This window comes from Citrobacter sp. TBCS-14 (assembly GCF_005280805.1).
In the GTDB taxonomy this organism is placed as follows: Bacteria; Pseudomonadota; Gammaproteobacteria; order Enterobacterales; family Enterobacteriaceae; genus Citrobacter; species Citrobacter gillenii.
On the sequence record NZ_SZWM01000164.1, the window covers coordinates 967,746 to 986,967 of the forward strand.

Here is a 19,222-nt window from a genome sequence, read left to right on the forward strand (position 1 = left end):
TGGGGATGAATCTATGGACCTGACACGTGTGGAGCCATCAGGTCTGACGCAAATTCACCTGATCATTACAGCAGTTCAAACTCGCCCTGCTTCACTCTGGCAGAATCTACGCCGATAAAGACGTTGAATTTGCCCGGCTCCACATCGTATTGCATACGCTGGTTCCAGTATTTCAACGCCTCAATATCAATCGGGAAACTGACCGTTTGCGTCTCGCCCGGTTTGAGATTCACCTTCTCAAATCCTTTCAGCTGTTTGACAGGACGACTCATGGAAGCGGTCACATCCTGTAAATACATCTGAATCACCGTCGCTCCTTCGCGTTTGCCGGTGTTGGTAACCTGCACGCTGGCGGTGACCGTTCCATCACGCTTCATCGTCGGTGCAGAAAGCTTCACATCAGAAACGGTAAAGGTGGTGTAGCTCAGACCATAGCCAAAGGGATACAGCGGGCCGTTGGCTTCGTCAAAGTAGCGTGAGGTGTATTTGTTCGGCTTATCGGCGTTATACGGACGACCGGTATTCAGGTGGCTGTAATAGACCGGGATCTGTCCGACAGAGCGCGGGAAAGACATCGGCAGTTTACCTGACGGGTTGTAATCGCCAAACAGGACATCGGCAATGGCGTTGCCGCCTTCCGTCCCGGCAAACCAGGTTTCCAGAATCGCGTCGGCCTGCTGGTCTTCTTTCACCAGCGCCAATGGACGCCCGTTCATCAGCACCAGCACCAGCGGCTTGCCGGTGGCTTTCAGCGCGGTAATCAGGTCACGCTGGCTTTGCGGAATCGTGATATCGGTCCGGCTGGAGGCTTCATGCGCCATACCTTGCGCTTCACCGACCACAGCGACCACCACATCAGACTGCTGCGCGGCCTTGACCGCTTCATCAATCATGGCCTGCGGCGAGCGTGGGTCGACTTTCACCGCCTCTTCATACAGATTGAGGAAGTCGACAATGCCTTTATCGTTAGTGATATTCGCCCCTTTGGCGTACACCACTTTGCCCTTATCGCCGAGCGCATTTTTAATGCCCGTCAGAACCGTCACTGACTGTTCGGCAACGCCTGCTGCCGACCAGCTGCCCATCACATCACGCTTGCTGTCCGCCAGTGGTCCCACGACTGCCACAGTCCCCGATTTCTTCAGCGGTAACGTTTCCAGACGGTTTTTCAGCAGCACCAGACTTTCGCGGGCAACGTCACGCGCATCTTTACGGTGTAAACGGCTTTCCGCGTTGGTGTCCTGCGGGTCAGTCTCTTTGGCCCCCAGATGGCTGTACGGATCGTTAAACAGCCCCATATCATATTTGACGTTCAGCACATGACGCGCGGCATCGTCCAGTTCAGCCATCGTCACCTTACCTGACTTAATCAGGCCCGGTAGATACTTACTGTAATACTCATCGCTCATGCTCATGTTAATGCCGGACTTGATCGCCACGCGCACCGCGTCTTCCGGATCGGAGGCGGTACCATGTTTGATCAACTCTTTAATCGCGCCGTGATCGGAAACGGTAATCCCTTTAAAGCCCCACTCATCGCGCAGCACATCTTTCAACAGCCAGGCGTCAGAAGTCGCAGGGGTGCCGTTCAGCGAGTTAAGACCCACCATCACCGCCCCGCTCCCGGCGTCTAACCCGGCTTTGTACGGTGGCATATAGTCGTTAAACAACCGCTGCGGACTCATATCCACGGTGTTGTACTCTTTTCCGCCTTCTACCGCGCCATAGGCGGCGAAGTGTTTGACGCTGGTCATCACCGAATAGCGATCGGCCGGGCTTTTACCCTGCATCGCTTCGACCATGGTTTTGCCCATCGTGGCGGTCAAATAAGTATCTTCCCCGAAACCTTCTGAGGCGCGTCCCCAGCGCGGATCGCGCGAGACATCAACCATTGGCGCCCAGGTCATATTCAGGCCATCGTCTGCGGCTTCATAGGCAGAAACGCGCCCCACCGTTCTGACCGCATCCAGATTAAACGATGACGCCAGACCGAGGCTTATCGGGAACACGGTGCGCTGACCGTGCAGTACGTCATAGGCGAAAAAGAGAGGGATTTTCAGGCGGCTGAGTTCCATCACCTGATCCTGCATTTTACGGATATCCTCGCGGGTAACGGTGTTAAAAATCGCCCCAACCTGCCCGTCTTTGATCATCTCACGGATGGCTTCTTTCGGGTTATCCGGCCCGACGCTTATCAAACGTAATTGGCCGATCTTCTCATCGACGGTCATCTGTTTGAGTAAATCGGTAACAAATGCATCCCGTGCTTCAGGGGTCAGAGGATGGTTACCAAACAAGGAGTCCGCCAGCGCTGGCTGCAACGCCAGGCTCACCGCGATACCTACAGAACAAAGCCATTTCATGTTGATTCTCTCTTTATTTTTTCCCGACGAGGCAGCGAAAATATAACAAAAACCGCAGTTTGCCGTAAGCCTAAACGGGAGAGATAAAGAAAGCTAAGGTTATTCTCCTAATTTTGAAATCCGGGATGAATGAAGCACAGCCAATTCAGAGACAACCTGAATGAGAAAGCGTATTGTCATACAGAGCGCTATGCTTGTTTCTGATATTTTTGCCCACCACAAGGAGTGGAGAATGTCTTCCATTACAACAACCGATAATAAAGCGTTGCTTAACGAACTGGCCCGTCTGGTGGGTCATTCGCACCTGCTTACCGAACCGTCTAAAACGGCCCGCTATCGCAAGGGCTTCCGCTCAGGTCAGGGCGAGGCGTTAGCCGTTGTCTTTCCTGGCTCATTGCTGGAACTGTGGCGTGTGCTGAACGCCTGCGTCGTCGCCGACAAAATTATCCTGATGCAGGCCGCCAATACCGGGCTAACCGAAGGCTCTACGCCCAGCGGCAATGACTACGATCGCGAGATTGTTATTATCAGCACCCTGCGCCTCGACAAACTGCATGTCATCGGCAAAGGCGAACAGGTTCTGGCGTATCCCGGCACTACGCTCTATTCGCTGGAAAAAGCACTCAAGCCATTTGGTCGCGAACCGCATTCGGTGATTGGCTCTTCATGCATTGGCGCATCGGTGATTGGTGGGATTTGCAACAACTCCGGCGGCTCGTTGGTACAGCGCGGCCCGGCATATACCGAGATGTCGCTGTTTGCACGAATTGACGAACAGGGCAAATTACAGCTGGTCAACCATCTGGGTATCGAACTTGGCCAGACGCCGGAGCAGATCCTCAGCAAACTTGATGACGAACGCATTAAAGATGACGATGTGCATCACGACGGGCGTCACGCGCACGATCACGATTACGTTACCCGCGTCAGAGATATCGAAGCCGATACCCCCGCACGCTATAACGCCGACCCGGACCGGCTGTTTGAATCTTCCGGCTGCGCGGGAAAACTGGCGGTGTTTGCGGTGCGCCTCGACACCTTTGAAGCCGAGAAAAATCAGCAGGTGTTTTATATCGGTACCAATCAGCCAGAGGTGCTGACGGAGATCCGCCGTCATATTCTGGCAAAGTTCGAACACCTGCCGGTCGCCGGCGAGTACATGCACCGTGATATCTACGATATCGCCGAGCAGTACGGCAAAGATACGTTTCTGATGATAGACAAGCTCGGCACCGACAAAATGCCGTTCTTCTTTACCCTGAAAGGTCGCACCGACGCGATGCTGGAAAAAGTGAAAATTTTCCGCCCGCACTTTACCGACCGTGCCATGCAGAAATTTGGCCATTTATTCCCCAGCCATTTACCGGCGCGGATGAAAAGCTGGCGCGATAAATACGAACACCACCTGCTGTTAAAAATGGCCGGTGGCGGCGTGGCCGAAGCACAAAGCTGGTTGACCGAGTTTTTCAAAACGGCCGAGGGCGATTTCTTTGCCTGTACGCCGGAAGAAGGCAGTAAAGCCTTTTTACACCGCTTTGCTGCAGCCGGAGCGGCGATTCGCTATCAGGCCGTCCATGCCGATGAGGTCGAAGATATTCTGGCGCTGGATATTGCGTTGCGCCGTAACGACACGGAATGGTATGAGCATCTGCCGCCCGAGATCGACAGTAAGCTGGTGCATAAGCTCTATTACGGACACTTTATGTGCTATGTCTTCCATCAGGATTACATTGTGAAGAAAGGTGTGGATGCGCATGCGCTGAAAGAGCAAATGCTGGAACTGTTGCAGGCTCGCGGGGCGCAGTACCCGGCAGAGCACAATGTGGGACACCTGTACAAAGCGCCGGAAACCTTGACGCGTTTTTATCGCGCCAACGATCCGACCAACAGCATGAACCCAGGGATCGGTAAAACCAGTAAACAGAAGTTCTGGAAAGAATCGTAGGCCCGATAAGCGTAAGCGCCATCGGGCACGTTGCCGGGGGCGCTTCGCTTGCCCGGCCTACGGTTTAATCGTTCTGCGCCGTTTGTTCGCTCGTCGCTGACCCCGTCGCCGCCATCTGTGCGGCTTTTTGCTTTTTATAGCTCAGTGCCGCCGCCGGAACCGGCATCACCTTGCCAGTTTCTATCCAGGTACGTAAACGGCTGGCATCGGCAAAATGGGTGTATTTACCAAACGCATCCATCACCACCAGCGCCACCGGTTTGTTGTTGATGACCGTGCGCATCACCAGACAGTGACCCGCCGCGTTGGTAAAGCCGGTTTTGGTGAGCTGGATATTCCAGTTATCGCGATACACCAGATGGTTGGTGTTGCGGAACGGCAGCGTATAGGCCGGGTTGGCAAAGGTGGCCATGTCTTCACGCGTGGTACTTAACTGACCAATCAGCGGATACTGTTTGCTGGCAATCAGTAATTTAGTGAGGTCACGGGCGGTCGACACGTTATGAATGGATAACCCTGTCGGTTCCACAAAGCGGGTCTTAGTCATCCCCAGTGATTTCGCTTTGGCATTCATCGCTTTGATAAACGCGTTATAACCGCCAGGATAATGATGCGCCAGGCTTGCCGCCGCACGGTTTTCCGATGACATCAGCGCCAGCAGCAGCATGTCTTTGCGGCTGATTTCACTGTTCAGCCGTACACGAGAATAGATGCCTTTCATTTCTGGCGTCTGGCTGATGTCTACTTTCAGCTTTTCGTTCAGCGGCAGTCGTGCATCCAGCACCACCATCGCCGTCATTAATTTGGTGATCGACGCAATCGGACGCACAAGGTCCGGATGGTTCGAATAGATGACCTTATTGGTATTCAAATCAACAATCATCGCACTACCAGACGCAATCTCGGGTTGAGAGGCCGCTGCGGTAGCCGCCGTTTTCGCCACGGCTTGGGGTGCAAAAGGAACTGCCAGCACCAGGGCAAGGCTTAATAATGAAACTCGAAATTTAAGCATGATGAGATTTCTGATAATGGTTCACGCACGTCACAACGCACACCGCCCGAGATAGAGAATAATCTCAAGCTAGCGCAGGCATCATAACCACCCGGCAGCATTGCCGCCACCGGAGAATCATCTCGAAATGCTGCGTTGCTGGCTTTTACACCAGCAACGCAGAGTAGACAGGTTGTTAGCTTAGAACAATCGGTATCCGTACCCCCACAGGATAACCGTAATCGCCAGCAGAACTTCGAGCACCAGGACGCCAATTGCCAGCGTTGAGCTGGAAAAGCTGAGTCCTTCCTCTCTGCTGATATTCAGGAATGTCGGGATGCCGAGATACAGCAAATAGCCGGTGTAAAACAGCGCGATAGTTCCGACTAAGGCACACAGCCAGACCAGCGGATACAGCGCCACCAACCCACTTAAAAACAGCGGCGTGGCGACATAGCCGGCAAAGACCATGCAATGTGCCAGCGACGGACGCTGCGGATAGTTACGTGCCATCCACCAGATAACCCTGCCCATAACAGCAACACCGGCGAGCATCACACCGTAAAACAGAATTGCCATCGCAAATCCGGTCAACAGGGATAACTGCAATACATTGCCGTCGCCAAAATTCCAGCCGATTTGCGTGGTGCCAATAAATGCGCAGACGACCGGGATGGCCGCCATCAGCAGGACATGGTGGGTATAGTGATGCGAAACGCTTTCGTTTTCGCTGTTGATCACGTGCATTTCACGATCGGGATGGGAAAATAGCCCCCAGACATGGTTCATACCGCCCCCTTCTTGTCAGCTCCGGACCTCAACACTTCAAGTATAATTCAGCTTTTGATTATTTTATGTACACGGTAAAAATACCGATGCGCTGGGTGACGGCTTTTCCGGCATCAACAATTCATCAGGTGTATGCTAATGGTTGTGGAGGTCATACAGACGTATGGATATAAACAATCTTATTGCCCAGTACGGCTATGCGGCGCTCATCATTGGCAGCCTGGCCGAAGGCGAAACCATTACCCTGTTGGGCGGCGTGGCGGCGCATCAGGGATTACTCAAATTTCCGCTGGTTGTTGTTTCTGTCGCGCTGGGGGGAATGATTGGCGATCAGTTGCTGTATCTGCTTGGTCGTCGTTACGGCGGCAACATTCTCCGTCGCTTCTCGCGTCATCGGGCAAAAATTCAGTATGCACAGAAAATGATCCAGCGGCGCCCATACCTGTTCGTGGTCGGGACACGTTTTATGTATGGCTTTCGGGTCATTGGCCCCTTGCTGATTGGTGCCAGTCACCTGCCGCCGAAAATCTTTTTACCGCTGAATATTCTCGGCGCACTGGTCTGGGCCTTGCTGTTTACTACCCTTGGTTATGTGGGTGGAGAAGTGGTCGCGCCGTGGCTGCACAGCCTCGACCAGCATATCAAGCATGGGGTATGGCTGATTCTGGTTGTTGGGCTGGTGGTGGCGGTCCGCTGGTGGATGAAACGGCGCAATAAACAAAAAACCGACCCGACAGCCTGAATCTGCCGGGCCAGACTCTCAGGATGCGTGGTATCCGCCACCCAGGGCGCTGGTGAGCTGAATAGACGCATCCAGCCACTGACCTTGTAGTATCAGGCCGTTACACTGTTCACGCAGTGCCGGAATTTTTGCCTCACTGACGCGGGAGCCGGCGATAATCCCGGCGTTGAACCGCGCCTGCGCAAGCCCCACTACCCGCTGCGCGTCATGTTCGATCTGCAGCTGATGCTGATTCTTCTGCGCCAGCGTATCCACCTGCGTTGCCGCACGCGCGACATCATTCACCGCATCAACCACCGCTTTATTGTAATTGGCCACGGTCAGGTTACTTTGCGCTTTGGTGATGTCGAGATTCGCATTCAACCTGCCGCTGTCGAAGATCGGGAGCGTTAATCCGGCGGTGACCCCCATTTGTTGGGCAGAATGGCGGAACAGATCGCTCAGATGTAAAGCATCCTGCTGCAGGAAAGCCATCAGGTTAACGTCGGGATAAAATGCCGCTTTTGCCGCATCAATACTGCTCAGAGAAGATTCAATGTACCAGTGAGCCGCCTGCAGGTCCGGTCGGCGGGCCAGCAAGGAATAACCTAACTGGGACGGCAACTGGCTTTCGACGACCGGCATCGTGGTGGCATGCAGCTTCAGCGAGGTGGACTGCGTGTTGGTCAGCGCGCTCAACCGCGCCTCGATGACCTTCATTTTCCCGTTGACGTCGTTGAGTTGCTGCTCCGTTTTACCGGAATCAATATCGGTTTCAACGCCTTCTACCGAGGAGGTCAACCCGTTTTGGTACAGCTCGCGATCGACGGTAATCACATTTTGCTGCTCGGTTTCGATTTGCGTCAGCACGGTCTTCAGCGCCGCCTGCGTCTGCCATTCCCAGTATAAGCGGGAGACACCGCTCGCCAACAGCTGTCGGGTTTGCTCGCGCTCAGCTTCACGCGCTTTGACTGCACCAATGCGTGCTGTTACCTCCGCCCGATTCTTACCCCACAGATCCAGGTTCCAGCCAGCGGTTAATCCCATGGTGCCATTGGTGTACCACGGCCCGGTGGTGCCCGCCGCCGGATCGGTGAGGGCAAACGGTCCCATCAAGCCTTCTGCCGACATTTTCTGGCGCTCGACGTCTGCCGAGAAATCAATCTGCGGACCATCCTGCGCCTCAACGGCCTTCGCCTGCGCCTCTGCCAGTTGGATACGCTGCTCTGCCACCTGCATATCAGGCGAATTCTTTAATGTGCTGTCAATCAACGCATTCAACTGGGGATCGTGATATGCCTTCCACCATTGGCTATCCGGCCAACCATTTTTTAATGCCGCGGGTAACGCAGAATCCACATTTTCAGCGGGCGTCTGCTGTGAGAGCGACTGGCGGGTATCGTGCATTGGGGCACAACCGGGCAGCAGAATAAAAAGCGGCAAGCATGCCGCTGCAAGAAGCACAGAATTACGATTCATGGGGATATACTTGTAAGAAATGATGTGCAAAGAGTACGACTTGTCGCAGATGCTTTTTTAGTTACGCGTGGCAATACATCTTTGGACATCAAAATATATAATTAGAAAAATATATTCCCGTTTAATAATACGGATAAAATAATTCTAATAATTTATGAATGGAGGCACGATGTCACAAAATATCTATGATGATCCGCACTTCTTTGCCGGATATGCCACGCTGGACCGCTCCGTAAAAGGACTCGACGGCGCGCCCGAATGGCCAGCATTGCAGGCCATGCTCCCTCCGTTACAAGGTCAGCGCATTCTCGATCTAGGCTGCGGATACGGCTGGTTTTGCCGCTACGCACGCGATAACCACGCGGCAAGCGTCGTGGGCTTAGATATTTCAGAGAAAATGTTAGCCCAGGCTCGCAACATGACCACCGGAGAGGGTATTTCGTACCAGCGCGAAGATCTTGACACGCTGACGTTGGCCACGGATTCCTTTGAGCTGGTTTATAGCTCGCTCGCCTTGCACTATTTGCAGGATATAGAGCGATTATTGGTAACCATTTACCAGGCGTTAACACCAGGCGGAATGTTGGTCTTTTCGGCAGAACACCCAATTTATACAGCGCCCCTCACCCAAGGTTGGATAAAAGACAAAACCGGGCAACTCTCCTGGCCGGTGAATCACTATCAGCAGGAAGGTGAACGCATCAGCAACTGGTTTGCTGAAGGGGTAAAAAAACAACACCGCAAGCTGGCAACCTGGATCAACGCGCTTATTGGCGCCGGGTTTGAGATTGTCTGTGTTGATGAGTGGGGACCGTCTGCTGAACAGATTGCCGCCAACCCCGCGCTGGATGAAGAGAAAGAGCGCCCGATGGTGTTTCTGCTCAGCGCACGTAAGCCGGCATAACAGTGCCTGCAGGCAGAGTTTTCAATAGTTTCCTATACTAAATTTGAACTTACCAAAAAGGGAAGGCTAATGAAAATTCTGCTGTGGGCTATTTTAATTATTTTTCTGATTGGACTGTTGGTGGTGACTGGCGTGTTTAAGATGATTTTCTGACATCAATGCCGGATGGCGGCGTAAACGCCGTCTCCGGCCAGTAATATAATGACCGGTTAAATCTCAATGGCCTGAATCGCCCGCGCGATATCCGGTGAATTATTGAGAGCGCGAATCTCCTGAAACAGCGTCGTCGCTTCGGCATATTCTTTGCGTAAATATCCCAGCCACTGCTTAATACGCGCCACATGATATAGCCCGGTATCACCCTGCTTTTCCAGACGGGTATATTTTTTCAGTAATGTCACCACGTCGGGCCACGGCATCCGCGGTTCGTTATATTTCACCACCCGACTCAGGTTCGGGATATTTAGCGCCCCGCGTCCGATCATCACCGCATCACATCCGGTGACCGCCATACAATTTTGCGCGCTCTGCCAGTCCCAGATTTCACCGTTGGCGATAACCGGAATCGTAAGACGCTGGCGGATCTCACCGATAGCCTGCCAGTTGATATGCTCCGCTTTATACCCTTGCTCTTTGGTGCGGCCATGAACCGCCAGTTCGCTGGCACCCGCCTGCTGAACGGCATCGGCGATTTCAAACTGCCGGTCGCTGCTGTCCCAGCCCAGGCGCACTTTCACCGTTACCGGCAAATGACCCGGCACCGCCTCGCGCATCGCCTTCGCACCCTGATAGATAAGTTCAGGATCTTTCAATAGCGTTGCGCCGCCACCGCTGCCGTTAACCAGTTTTGACGGGCAGCCACAGTTCAGATCAACACCGTACGACCCCAGCTCAACCGCGCGGGCCGCGTTCTCTGCCAGCCATTGTGGATGCTGCCCCAGCAGTTGGATGCGCACCTGCGTGCCGGATGGGGTACGGCTGTTGTTATGCAGCTCCGGGCAGATCCGATGAAATACTTTTGCTGGCAGGAGCTGATCCACCACGCGCACAAATTCGGTGATACACAGATCATAATCATTAACTTCAGTCAGCAGCTCGCGCACCAGTGAGTCGAGCACGCCTTCCATCGGCGCCAGTAAAACACGCATATTGTTACCTGCAAAAAAGAGAGGCGCTATGGTAGCGTCTCCGTACAAGAGATCAAAGCACTGTCAGCAGCACACAGGCGTCAGCCTGTCGATTGGGGCTATTGCCTGATGTTCCAGTTATCTATTTCCACTATGCTTAGAATTCATGATGTGATCGGTAGCACGTTTTTAAGTTTAATTGTATGATGAATAGGTCTCGTCAAGGGTTTCTACTATGAGCAAGTCACTGAACATTATCTGGCAATATTTACGCGCGTTTATCCTGATTTATGCCTGCCTGTATGCGGGTATTTTTCTTGCCTCACTGCTGCCTATCACCATCCCGGGTAGCATTATTGGCATGCTGATTCTGTTTGTTCTGCTGGCATTACAGATACTGCCAGCGAAATGGGTTAACCCCGGTTGCTACGTCCTGATTCGTTACATGGCGCTGCTGTTTGTCCCGATTGGCGCCGGGATCATGCAGTACTTTGACTTGCTGCGCGCGCAATTTGGACCGGTCGTGGTGTCCTGCACCATCAGTACGCTGGTCGTTTTCCTGGTGGTGAGCTGGAGCTCACACCTTGTGCACGGTGAACGCAAAATCGTTGGGCAAAAAGGGTCAAAAGAATGATGGCGTATATCTGGTGGTCGTTACCCCTCACGCTGGCGGTATTTTTTGGCGCACGTAAGTTGGCAATGCGGATCAAAATGCCGCTGCTAAACCCGCTGCTGGTTGCCATGGTGGTGATTATTCCTTTTCTGATCCTGACCGGCATTCCCTACGATCACTATTTCAAAGGTAGCGAAGTGCTGAACGATTTACTGCAACCAGCCGTGGTCGCGTTGGCATACCCGCTGTACGAACAGCTGCACCAAATCCGCGCCCGCTGGAAATCCATTATTGCCATCTGCTTTGCTGGTAGCATTGTGGCGATGGTCACCGGGACCACTATTGCGTTACTGATGGGGGCATCGCCAGAAATTGCCGCATCTATAATGCCTAAATCGGTCACCACGCCGATCGCCATGGCAGTGGGGGGTAGCATCGGCGGTATTCCTGCTATCAGCGCCGTCTGCGTCATCTTTGTCGGGATCCTGGGCGCCGTGTTTGGCCACACACTGTTAAATGCGATGCGCATTCGCACCAAGGCGGCGCGTGGACTGGCAATGGGGACCGCGTCACACGCCCTGGGTACGGCACGCTGCGCGGAGCTTGATTACCAGGAAGGTGCGTTCAGTTCCCTGGCACTGGTTATTTGCGGGATCATCACCTCGCTGGTGGCCCCCTTCCTGTTCCCGGTGATTCTGGCTGTAGTCGGTTAGCGCCATTTTTAGTTCATTTATTTGCGATGCGTTGCACATTTTTAATTTAAGTTTCATGAGTTGCATACACAGTGAGATTTGGATCACATATAAAGCCGTAACAGGCCCGTAAACTACGATTCCATTACATTGTTATGAGGCATCGCCATGCATCCACGTTTTCAAACTGCTTTCGCCCAACTCGCGGGTAACGTGCAATCAGCCCTGGCCCCCCTTCTGGCGGATGTCCATTTCCCCGCCATGTTGACTGCGGAGCAGGTCTCTTTGCTGAAACGCGAATCGGGACTGGACGAAGACGCGCTGGCATTCGCTCTGCTGCCGCTGGCTGCCGCCTGCGCACGTACCGATCTGTCCCATTTTAACGTTGGTGCCATTGCGCGCGGCGTCAGTGGCAACTGGTATTTTGGTGGCAATATGGAATTCCTCGGCGCGACGATGCAGCAAACCGTTCATGCCGAGCAAAGCGCCATCAGTCACGCCTGGCTGCGCGGAGAAAAGGGACTCGCCGCCATTACCGTCAACTACACCCCCTGCGGCCACTGCCGTCAGTTTATGAACGAGCTGAACAGCGGGCTGGATTTACGCATTCATTTGCCGGGTCGTGAGCCGCACGCGCTGCGTGACTACCTGCCGGATGCTTTTGGTCCGAAAGATCTCGACATCAAAACATTGCTGATGGATGAACAGGATCACGGCTTTGCGCTGCAAGGTGACGCGCTGACGCAGGCGGCGATCGCCGCAGCCAACCGCTGCCATATGCCGTACAGCAACGCCCCAAGCGGTGTGGCACTGGAATGCAAAGACGGTCAAATCTTCAGCGGTAGCTACGCTGAAAACGCCGCTTTTAACCCCACGCTGCCTCCGCTGCAGGGTGCATTAAACCTGTTGAATCTGAACGGCTACGATTACCCGGATATTCAACGCGCCGTACTGGCAGAAAAAGCCGATGCGCCGTTGATCCAGTGGGATGCCACTGCCGCTACCCTAAAAGCTCTGGGCTGCAACCACATCGAGCGCGTTTTGCTAGCATAAAAAGGTCGTCATGTAGGCCGGATAAGCCAACGCCGCCATCAGGCATTATCGCCATAGCCTGATGGCAACGCGTTAGCGTCTTATCTGACCTACATGATCTAAACAGTATTGCTGAAAATCCCCTCAATCAGACTGCTGTTTCTTGCGCTACGCCGTCGAGTACAGTAGCCTGATTAACATTCCATCCCATTGCCGAGTTATCTACATGTTAAAGCGCGTGTTTTACAGCTTGTTAGTCCTGATAGGCTTACTGCTGTTGACGGTGCTTGGCCTCGACCGATGGATGAGCTGGAAGACGGCACCCTATATCTACGACGAATTGCAGGATTTACCCTACCGTCAGGTCGGCGTGGTATTAGGCACCGCGAAATACTATCGCACCGGCGTGATTAACCAGTATTACCGCTACCGCATTCAGGGCGCATTAAACGCGTATAACAGCGGTAAGGTGAATTATCTGCTGCTCAGCGGCGACAATGCCCAGCAAAACTACAACGAACCGATGACGATGCGTAAAGATCTGATTGCCGCTGGCGTCGATCCTGCCGACATCGTGCTTGATTACGCCGGTTTCCGTACACTTGACTCCATTGTGCGCACCCGCAAAGTATTTGATACCAACGATTTCATCATTATCACTCAGCGATTCCACTGCGAGCGCGCGTTGTTTATTGCGCTGCATATGGGCATTCAAGCCCAGTGCTACGCGGTACCGTCACCAAAAGATATGCTGACCGTACGCGTACGCGAATTTGGCGCACGTTTTGGCGCCCTGGCCGATCTCTATCTTTTTAAACGTGAGCCGCGTTTTTTAGGTCCGCTGGTGCCCATCCCGGCCCTGCACCAGGTTCCGGATGATGCGCAGGGCTACCCGGCGGTCACGCCTGAACAATTGTTAGAATTACAAAAGAAACAAGGAAAATAAGCATGGATGTGCAAACCCTCTTCGTCGTTTTAGCCTTTCTGTTAATCCCTGTATTTTGTTTTCGTGAAGCCTGGAAGGGCTGGCGTACAGGTGCGGTGGATAAAATAAAGAAGAACGCCCGTGAACCCGTTTATGCCTATCGTCATCAAGAACCGCTGCAATTCTGGTCATACGTTCTTGTTTACGCCGGATGCGGATGTTTATCTTTTGGCATGGTGATTTATTTAATCTTTTATCGATAAAATCCAGTTATTAATATTAGCGCTTGAGAATAGCTAATATTATGATAATAATTCCTATTTTAACATAAGGGATTAATGCTGCTTATCGGCATTTCCCTCACACCATCTTTTATTTGTGAAACCTTTCACAGAATACTCTTCCTGCAATGCTTAGCCTTAAGAAAGGCTTTTTTATTTTTATATTTTGTTATTAACAGTTCGCCTTAATTTACTCAAGCATTAAGGAAGAAAAGATGCCACAACAAAATTATCTGGATGAGCTAACGCCCGCTTTCACCCCCTTATTAGCAATAAAAGAGGCCTCGCGCTGTTTATTATGTCACGATGCCCCCTGTAGTCAGGATTGTCCGGCACAAACTGACCCAGGGAAATTTATCCGCTCCATCTATTTTCGCAATTTTAAGGGGGCAGCCGAAACTATTCGCGAAAATAATGCGCTCGGCGCCATTTGTGCTCGGGTATGCCCCACCGAAAAATTATGCCAGCGTGGATGTACGCGCTCAGGAATAGATAAACCGATCGATATTGCACGGCTGCAACGTTTTATTACCGATTTTGAACAGCAGACTGCGATGAAAATTTATCAACCGGCAACCAAAACACGTGGCAAAGTCGCCATTATCGGCGCAGGGCCAGCTGGGTTGCAGGCCAGCGTGACGTTGAGTAACCTGGGTTATGACGTAACGATCTACGAAAAGCAGGCTCAGCCGGGTGGCTGGCTACGCTTTGGCATTCCTGAGTTTCGCCTGCCTCAATCCGTGTTGGATCTTGAGATTGCCCGTATCGTTGAAATGGGCGTCACCATCAAGTGCGATTGCGAAGTCGGCAACACGATCGCCGTCGAACAACTCAAAGCTGAAAATCGCGCCGTGCTGGTGACTGTTGGGATGTCTTATGGTTCCACCCTGCCATTGTTTGATGAGGCGGATAACGTTGAGATCGCCGTCGATTTCTTGCAACGCGCGCGACAGGCGCACGGTGATATCACCTTACCGCAGAGTGCGTTAATTATCGGCGGGGGCGATGTCGCCATGGATGTCGCCAGCACGCTGAAACTCCTCGGCTGCCCGTCAGTTACCTGTGTCGCTCGTGAAGAATTAGCTGAATTTCCCGCCAGTGACAAAGAGTTTACCAGCACGCAGGCATTAGGCGTGTCGATCATCGACGGTTTTACGCCGGTAGCGGTTGCCGGAAATAAAGTCACCTTTAAACACGTGCGTCTGCCAGGGGAACTCTCTCTTGAAGCCGAGCATATTATTCTCGCCGTCGGTCAACACGCGCAGTTGGATGCATTTCACGCGTTAACAGCGCAACGTAATCTTATTGAAACCCACAATTATCAAACCGCCGATCCGGTTATTTTCGCCGCTGGCGATATTGTCAAAGGAGATAAAACCGTGGTGTCTGCCGTGAAAACCGGTAAAGAAGCCGCTCAGGCAATTCATCACTATTTAGAGGGGGTTTGCTCATGTTAACGAAAGATCTTTCTATTACCTTTTGCGGCGTAAAATTCCCCAACCCGTTTTGCCTCTCTTCTTCTCCGGTAGGCAACTGCTTTGAGATGTGCGCCAAAGCCTATGACACCGGCTGGGGCGGCATTGTGTTTAAAACAATTGGTTTTTTTATTGCCAACGAAGTCTCCCCACGATTTGACCATCTGACAAAAGAAGATACCGGCTTTATTGGCTTCAAGAATATGGAGCAGATTGCCGAACATCCGCTGGAAGAGAACCTGGCCGCCATTCGTAAACTGAAACAACATTACCCTGATAAGGTGCTGATTGCGTCAATCATGGGCGAAAATGAGCAGCAATGGCAGGAGCTGGCACGACTGGTTGAAGAAGCCGGTGCAGATATGATTGAGTGCAACTTCTCGTGTCCGCAGATGACTTCACATGCGATGGGCAGCGATGTCGGGCAAAGCCCGGAGTTGGTTGAGAAATACTGTCGGGCAGTTAAACGCGGTTCCTCCCTGCCGATGTTAGCCAAAATGACGCCAAATATCGGTGATATGTGCGAAGTCGCTCTGGCGGCTAAACACGGAGGCGCTGACGGTATCGCGACCATTAACACCGTAAAATCCATCACCAATATCGACCTGAAGCGGAAGATCGGCATGCCGGTGGTCAACGGGAAATCCAGTATTTCTGGCTATTCCGGCAAGGCTGTAAAACCCATCGCACTGCGCTTTATCCAACAACTGCGTTCACACCCAGAACTGCATGATTTCCCGATTAGCGGCATTGGCGGTATTGAAACCTGGGAAGATGCTGCCGAATTCTTGCTGTTAGGCGCAGCCACGCTGCAGGTCACCACCGGGATCATGCAGTACGGCTACCGTATTGTGGAAGATATGACCAGCGGACTGTCGCACTATCTTGCCGATCAGGGGTTTAACTCACTGGAAGAGATGGTCGGTCTTGCCAATGCCAATATTATTCCGGCTGAAGATCTTGACCGTAGTTACATCGTCTACCCCCATATCAACCTCGAAAAATGCGTCGGCTGCGGACGCTGCTATATCTCCTGCTATGACGGAGGACATCAGGCGATGGAGTGGGATGAGCAGACCCGTACACCGCACTGCGACACGGAAAAATGCGTCGGCTGCTTGCTGTGTGGTCACGTTTGTCCGGTCGCCTGCATCGATTTAGGCGAGGTCAAATTCAAAACAGGTGAGAAAGCACATGCCGTAACGCTGTAACACAAGTAACAAAAAGCCCGGTGCAGTCATTTCTCTGCCCCGGGCTTTTTGTTGTCTATCGTTACTTCTTACGCGCGTATTTCAGTGAGTCCAGCGCCACGGCGAAGATAATAATGCCGCCTTTAATGATGTACTGCCAGTAAGGGTTCACGCCGATGTAGGTCAGGCCATAGTTGATGACGGTGAAGATTATCACACCGGTCACTACACCAAAGACGGTACCGACCCCGCCACTGAACGACACGCCGCCCACGACACAGGCCGCAATGGCATCAAGCTCATACATAAAGCCGAGGTTGTTGGTTGCCGAGCCGATACGCCCTGCTTCCAGCAAACCACCGAAGGCATAGAACACCCCGGACAGCGCATAGATAATCAGCAGGTTCAGCGCAACGTTAACACCCGACACTTTCGCCGCTTCCGGGTTACCGCCAATGGCAAAAATGTTTTTACCGAAGCGGGTCTTATTCCACAGTACCCAAACAAAGGCCACCGCAATCAGCGCATAGAAGGTGATGTAGGAGAGTCGGAAACTGCCCAGCGCAATAAAGCCCTGCGCAAAGGTGGAGAACCCGCTGTCAAAGCCAGAAATAGGCGATGCCCCAACGAAATCGTAATACAGTGAGTTGATCCCGTACACGATGATCATCGTACCAAGGGTAGTAATAAACGGCGTCACGTTCAGGTAAGCAATGATGATACCGTTCACCAGGCCGATAATGGCACCGATGGCACAAACAATCAGTACCACCACGATGATCGGCATAGTGGCCATTTCCGGGAACACCTTGTTGGCGTTCTCCATAGATTGCAGCAACGTTGCGGCAACCACCGCCGCCAGGCCAACCTGACGCCCGGCTGACAGGTCAGTACCCTGGGTAACAATCAGTCCGGCTACGCCCAGCGCGATAATAATACGCACCGAGGATTGGGTCAGAATGTTACTCAAGTTCAGTAAACTTAAGAATGTGGGGTCCTGGAAAATAATAATGGCCAGCAGAACTAAAAGAACAACGTAAATTCCGCCTTCTTTCAGGTAAGTAAGAAAACTTTTCTTATTTAACGCACTCATGAGGAGCCCCTAATCTTAAAGGTGCAAAGACGCAAGACGGAGGATTTCGTTTTGCGTTGTTGTTTTCGTGTCAACAATTCCAGCCACGAGACCATTGCTCATAACCAGAATACGATCGGTAATACCCAGCAGTTCCGGCATTTCAGAGGAGATGATAATAATCCCCTTCTCCTTTTTCGCCAGTTCTGCAATTAGCTGATAAATTTCAAATTTTGCACCAACGTCGATTCCTCGCGTGGGTTCATCCAGCATCAGTATCTCTGGCTGCGTTAACAACCAACGACCAATAACCACCTTTTGCTGGTTACCACCGGACAGGGAACCAATTTGCGTACGATGGCCCGGTGTTTTTACCCTCATTGAGTCAATAACCCATTGGGTATCGCTCTTCATGCGGGAATTATCCAACAGACCCACTTTGTTTTTATAGTTCTGAATATTGGAGATTAACGAGTTAAATCCAATATCCAGATAGGCATAAATACCGGTTGAACGGCGCTCTTCCGTGACCAGCGCAAAACCATGGTTAATGGCTTCATTGGCGCTGTGGTTATTAATTTTTTTGCCGTGGAGCGTAATCGTACCCGATGATTTTTCACGAATACCAAAAAGGGTTTCAACGATATCCGTGCGTTTTGCGCCGACTAAACCGGCAATACCGAGGATTTCCCCTTTATGCAGATCAAAAGAGATATCACGAATTGACGGTTGACGTAACGACGTCAGATTGCGTACTTCAAGAATCACTTCACCAGGCGTGTTCTCTTTGTCCGGGAAACGTTGGTTCAGCGAACGTCCCACCATCATGGCGATGATCTTATCCATATCCAGCCCTTCAAGCGGCTGGGTGGCAATCCACTGGCCATCACGCAGGACGGTGATTTCATCGCACAACTGGAAGATTTCTTCCATTTTGTGAGAAATATATACGATACCGCAGCCACGTTCTTTCAGCTTACGGATGATGGTGAACAGATGATTAACCTCTTTTTCGGTTAACGATGAGGTCGGTTCATCCATGATGACGATTTTGGCGTCATACGAAAATGCTTTGGCAATTTCTATCATCTGCATTTGTGAAACCGATAACGTACCGACACGCGCACGCGGATCGATATCAATATCCAGCTCATCAAATATCGCTTTGGTATCACGGTACATTTTATCCTGGTCGACAAACATGCCTTTGGTGGGATAACGCCCCAGCCACATGTTGTCCATCACAGAACGTTGTAAAACCAGGTTTAATTCCTGGTGTACCATTGAAATACCGTTTTCAAGCGCTTCTTTAGCAGAATGAAAATCGATTTCTTTACCCTGAAATAAAATACTGCCGGAATCTTTTTGATAGATCCCAAAAAGACATTTTAATAATGTCGACTTTCCAGCACCATTCTCGCCCATCAAGGCATGAATAGAATGTGGGCGGACTTTTAAATTAACATTATCAAGAGCCTTAACGCCCGGAAAGGACTTGTTGATGCCGCTCATTTCCAACAAGTATTCGCCTGACGACTGAGTATTAGTGCTGACCATAATTATACCTTGTTGGCCTTGCAAAGCGTGTTATTAAGGGCGCAACCAAATTGCGCCCACAGACGG

At 51.9% G+C, this 19,222-nt stretch carries 18 protein-coding genes; 11 read left to right on the forward strand and 7 right to left on the reverse strand.

Annotated elements, in window-relative coordinates; translation table 11 throughout:
• Positions 1-65 precede the first annotated feature (65 nt).
• A complete protein-coding gene (bglX, locus tag FDX22_RS08325; RefSeq protein WP_117343472.1) occupies positions 66-2,363 on the reverse strand; it encodes a beta-glucosidase BglX in 2,298 nt (765 codons plus the stop codon).
• A gap of 232 nt (positions 2,364-2,595) precedes the next feature.
• Here bglX and dld point away from each other — a divergent pair, with 232 nt between their 5' ends.
• Complete coding sequence (gene dld / locus FDX22_RS08330) at positions 2,596-4,308, forward strand: D-lactate dehydrogenase (protein ID WP_135911736.1); 1,713 nt, start codon at positions 2,596-2,598, stop codon at positions 4,306-4,308.
• Between the two features lie 64 nt (positions 4,309-4,372).
• On the opposite strand, the gene pbpG is transcribed toward dld, so the two are convergent.
• Complete coding sequence (gene pbpG, locus FDX22_RS08335; RefSeq protein WP_146717021.1) at positions 4,373-5,320, reverse strand: D-alanyl-D-alanine endopeptidase; 948 nt, start codon at positions 5,318-5,320, stop codon at positions 4,373-4,375.
• A gap of 180 nt (positions 5,321-5,500) precedes the next feature.
• Positions 5,501-6,088 (reverse strand): Yip1 family protein, encoded by a 588-nt coding sequence (locus FDX22_RS08340; protein WP_146717022.1) that lies wholly within the window; start codon positions 6,086-6,088, stop codon positions 5,501-5,503.
• A gap of 163 nt (positions 6,089-6,251) precedes the next feature.
• On the opposite strand from FDX22_RS08340, the gene FDX22_RS08345 reads away from it, so the two are divergent.
• Positions 6,252-6,830 (forward strand): DedA family protein, encoded by a 579-nt coding sequence (locus tag FDX22_RS08345; protein WP_115258037.1) that lies wholly within the window; start codon positions 6,252-6,254, stop codon positions 6,828-6,830.
• Between the two features lie 18 nt (positions 6,831-6,848).
• On the opposite strand, the gene mdtQ is transcribed toward FDX22_RS08345, so the two are convergent.
• Positions 6,849-8,288: a multidrug resistance outer membrane protein MdtQ gene (gene mdtQ, locus FDX22_RS08350; RefSeq protein WP_117343469.1), complete on the reverse strand. Its 1,440-nt coding sequence runs from the start codon at positions 8,286-8,288 to the stop codon at positions 6,849-6,851.
• Between the two features lie 169 nt (positions 8,289-8,457).
• Between mdtQ and FDX22_RS08355 the strand changes: the two genes are divergently transcribed.
• Together FDX22_RS08355 and yohP are read left to right on the forward strand one after the other, a co-directional pair.
• Entirely contained in the window at positions 8,458-9,192 is a 735-nt protein-coding gene (locus FDX22_RS08355; protein WP_146717023.1) for a bifunctional 2-polyprenyl-6-hydroxyphenol methylase/3-demethylubiquinol 3-O-methyltransferase UbiG, read from the forward strand.
• A 69-nt stretch (positions 9,193-9,261) separates the two neighbouring features.
• Positions 9,262-9,345 (forward strand): small membrane protein YohP, encoded by an 84-nt coding sequence (gene yohP / locus FDX22_RS08360; RefSeq protein ID WP_000698460.1) that lies wholly within the window; start codon positions 9,262-9,264, stop codon positions 9,343-9,345.
• Positions 9,346-9,401: 56 nt separating this feature from the next.
• Here yohP and dusC read toward each other — a convergent pair whose 3' ends face one another.
• Entirely contained in the window at positions 9,402-10,340 is a 939-nt protein-coding gene (dusC, locus tag FDX22_RS08365; RefSeq protein ID WP_115258034.1) for a tRNA dihydrouridine(16) synthase DusC, read from the reverse strand.
• A 214-nt stretch (positions 10,341-10,554) separates the two neighbouring features.
• Between dusC and FDX22_RS08370 the strand changes: the two genes are divergently transcribed.
• The 7 genes from FDX22_RS08370 to preA all read left to right on the forward strand — a co-directional run bounded on the left by FDX22_RS08370 (position 10,555) and on the right by preA (position 16,548).
• Positions 10,555-10,953, forward strand: a complete 399-nt coding sequence (locus FDX22_RS08370; RefSeq protein ID WP_146717024.1) for a CidA/LrgA family protein — start codon at positions 10,555-10,557, stop codon at positions 10,951-10,953.
• Positions 10,950-11,645 (forward strand): CidB/LrgB family autolysis modulator, encoded by a 696-nt coding sequence (locus FDX22_RS08375; protein WP_096756493.1) that lies wholly within the window; start codon positions 10,950-10,952, stop codon positions 11,643-11,645. Before FDX22_RS08370 ends, FDX22_RS08375 begins: the two co-directional genes overlap by 4 nt.
• Positions 11,646-11,792: 147 nt before the next feature.
• Positions 11,793-12,677 carry a cytidine deaminase gene (gene cdd / locus FDX22_RS08380; protein ID WP_146717025.1) on the forward strand — a complete coding sequence of 295 codons (885 nt, stop codon included), beginning with the start codon at positions 11,793-11,795 and terminating at the stop codon, positions 12,675-12,677.
• A 205-nt stretch (positions 12,678-12,882) separates the two neighbouring features.
• Complete coding sequence (sanA, locus tag FDX22_RS08385) at positions 12,883-13,602, forward strand: outer membrane permeability protein SanA (RefSeq protein ID WP_117343464.1); 720 nt, start codon at positions 12,883-12,885, stop codon at positions 13,600-13,602.
• Positions 13,603-13,604: 2 nt separating this feature from the next.
• Entirely contained in the window at positions 13,605-13,844 is a 240-nt protein-coding gene (locus FDX22_RS08390; protein ID WP_096756490.1) for a DUF2542 family protein, read from the forward strand.
• Between the two features lie 233 nt (positions 13,845-14,077).
• Positions 14,078-15,319: an NAD(P)-dependent oxidoreductase gene (locus tag FDX22_RS08395; protein WP_146717026.1), complete on the forward strand. Its 1,242-nt coding sequence runs from the start codon at positions 14,078-14,080 to the stop codon at positions 15,317-15,319.
• Positions 15,313-16,548, forward strand: coding sequence for an NAD-dependent dihydropyrimidine dehydrogenase subunit PreA (preA, locus tag FDX22_RS08400; RefSeq protein WP_096756488.1), 1,236 nt, complete (start codon positions 15,313-15,315; stop codon positions 16,546-16,548). The genes FDX22_RS08395 and preA overlap by 7 nt, the downstream gene beginning before the upstream one ends.
• Positions 16,549-16,609: 61 nt before the next feature.
• Here preA and mglC read toward each other — a convergent pair whose 3' ends face one another.
• Both mglC and mglA read right to left on the reverse strand, forming a co-directional pair.
• Positions 16,610-17,620 (reverse strand): galactose/methyl galactoside ABC transporter permease MglC, encoded by a 1,011-nt coding sequence (gene mglC / locus FDX22_RS08405; RefSeq protein WP_115258030.1) that lies wholly within the window; start codon positions 17,618-17,620, stop codon positions 16,610-16,612.
• Positions 17,621-17,635: 15 nt separating this feature from the next.
• A complete protein-coding gene (mglA, locus tag FDX22_RS08410; protein ID WP_096756486.1) occupies positions 17,636-19,156 on the reverse strand; it encodes a galactose/methyl galactoside ABC transporter ATP-binding protein MglA in 1,521 nt (506 codons plus the stop codon).
• Positions 19,157-19,222: the final 66 nt, after the last annotated feature.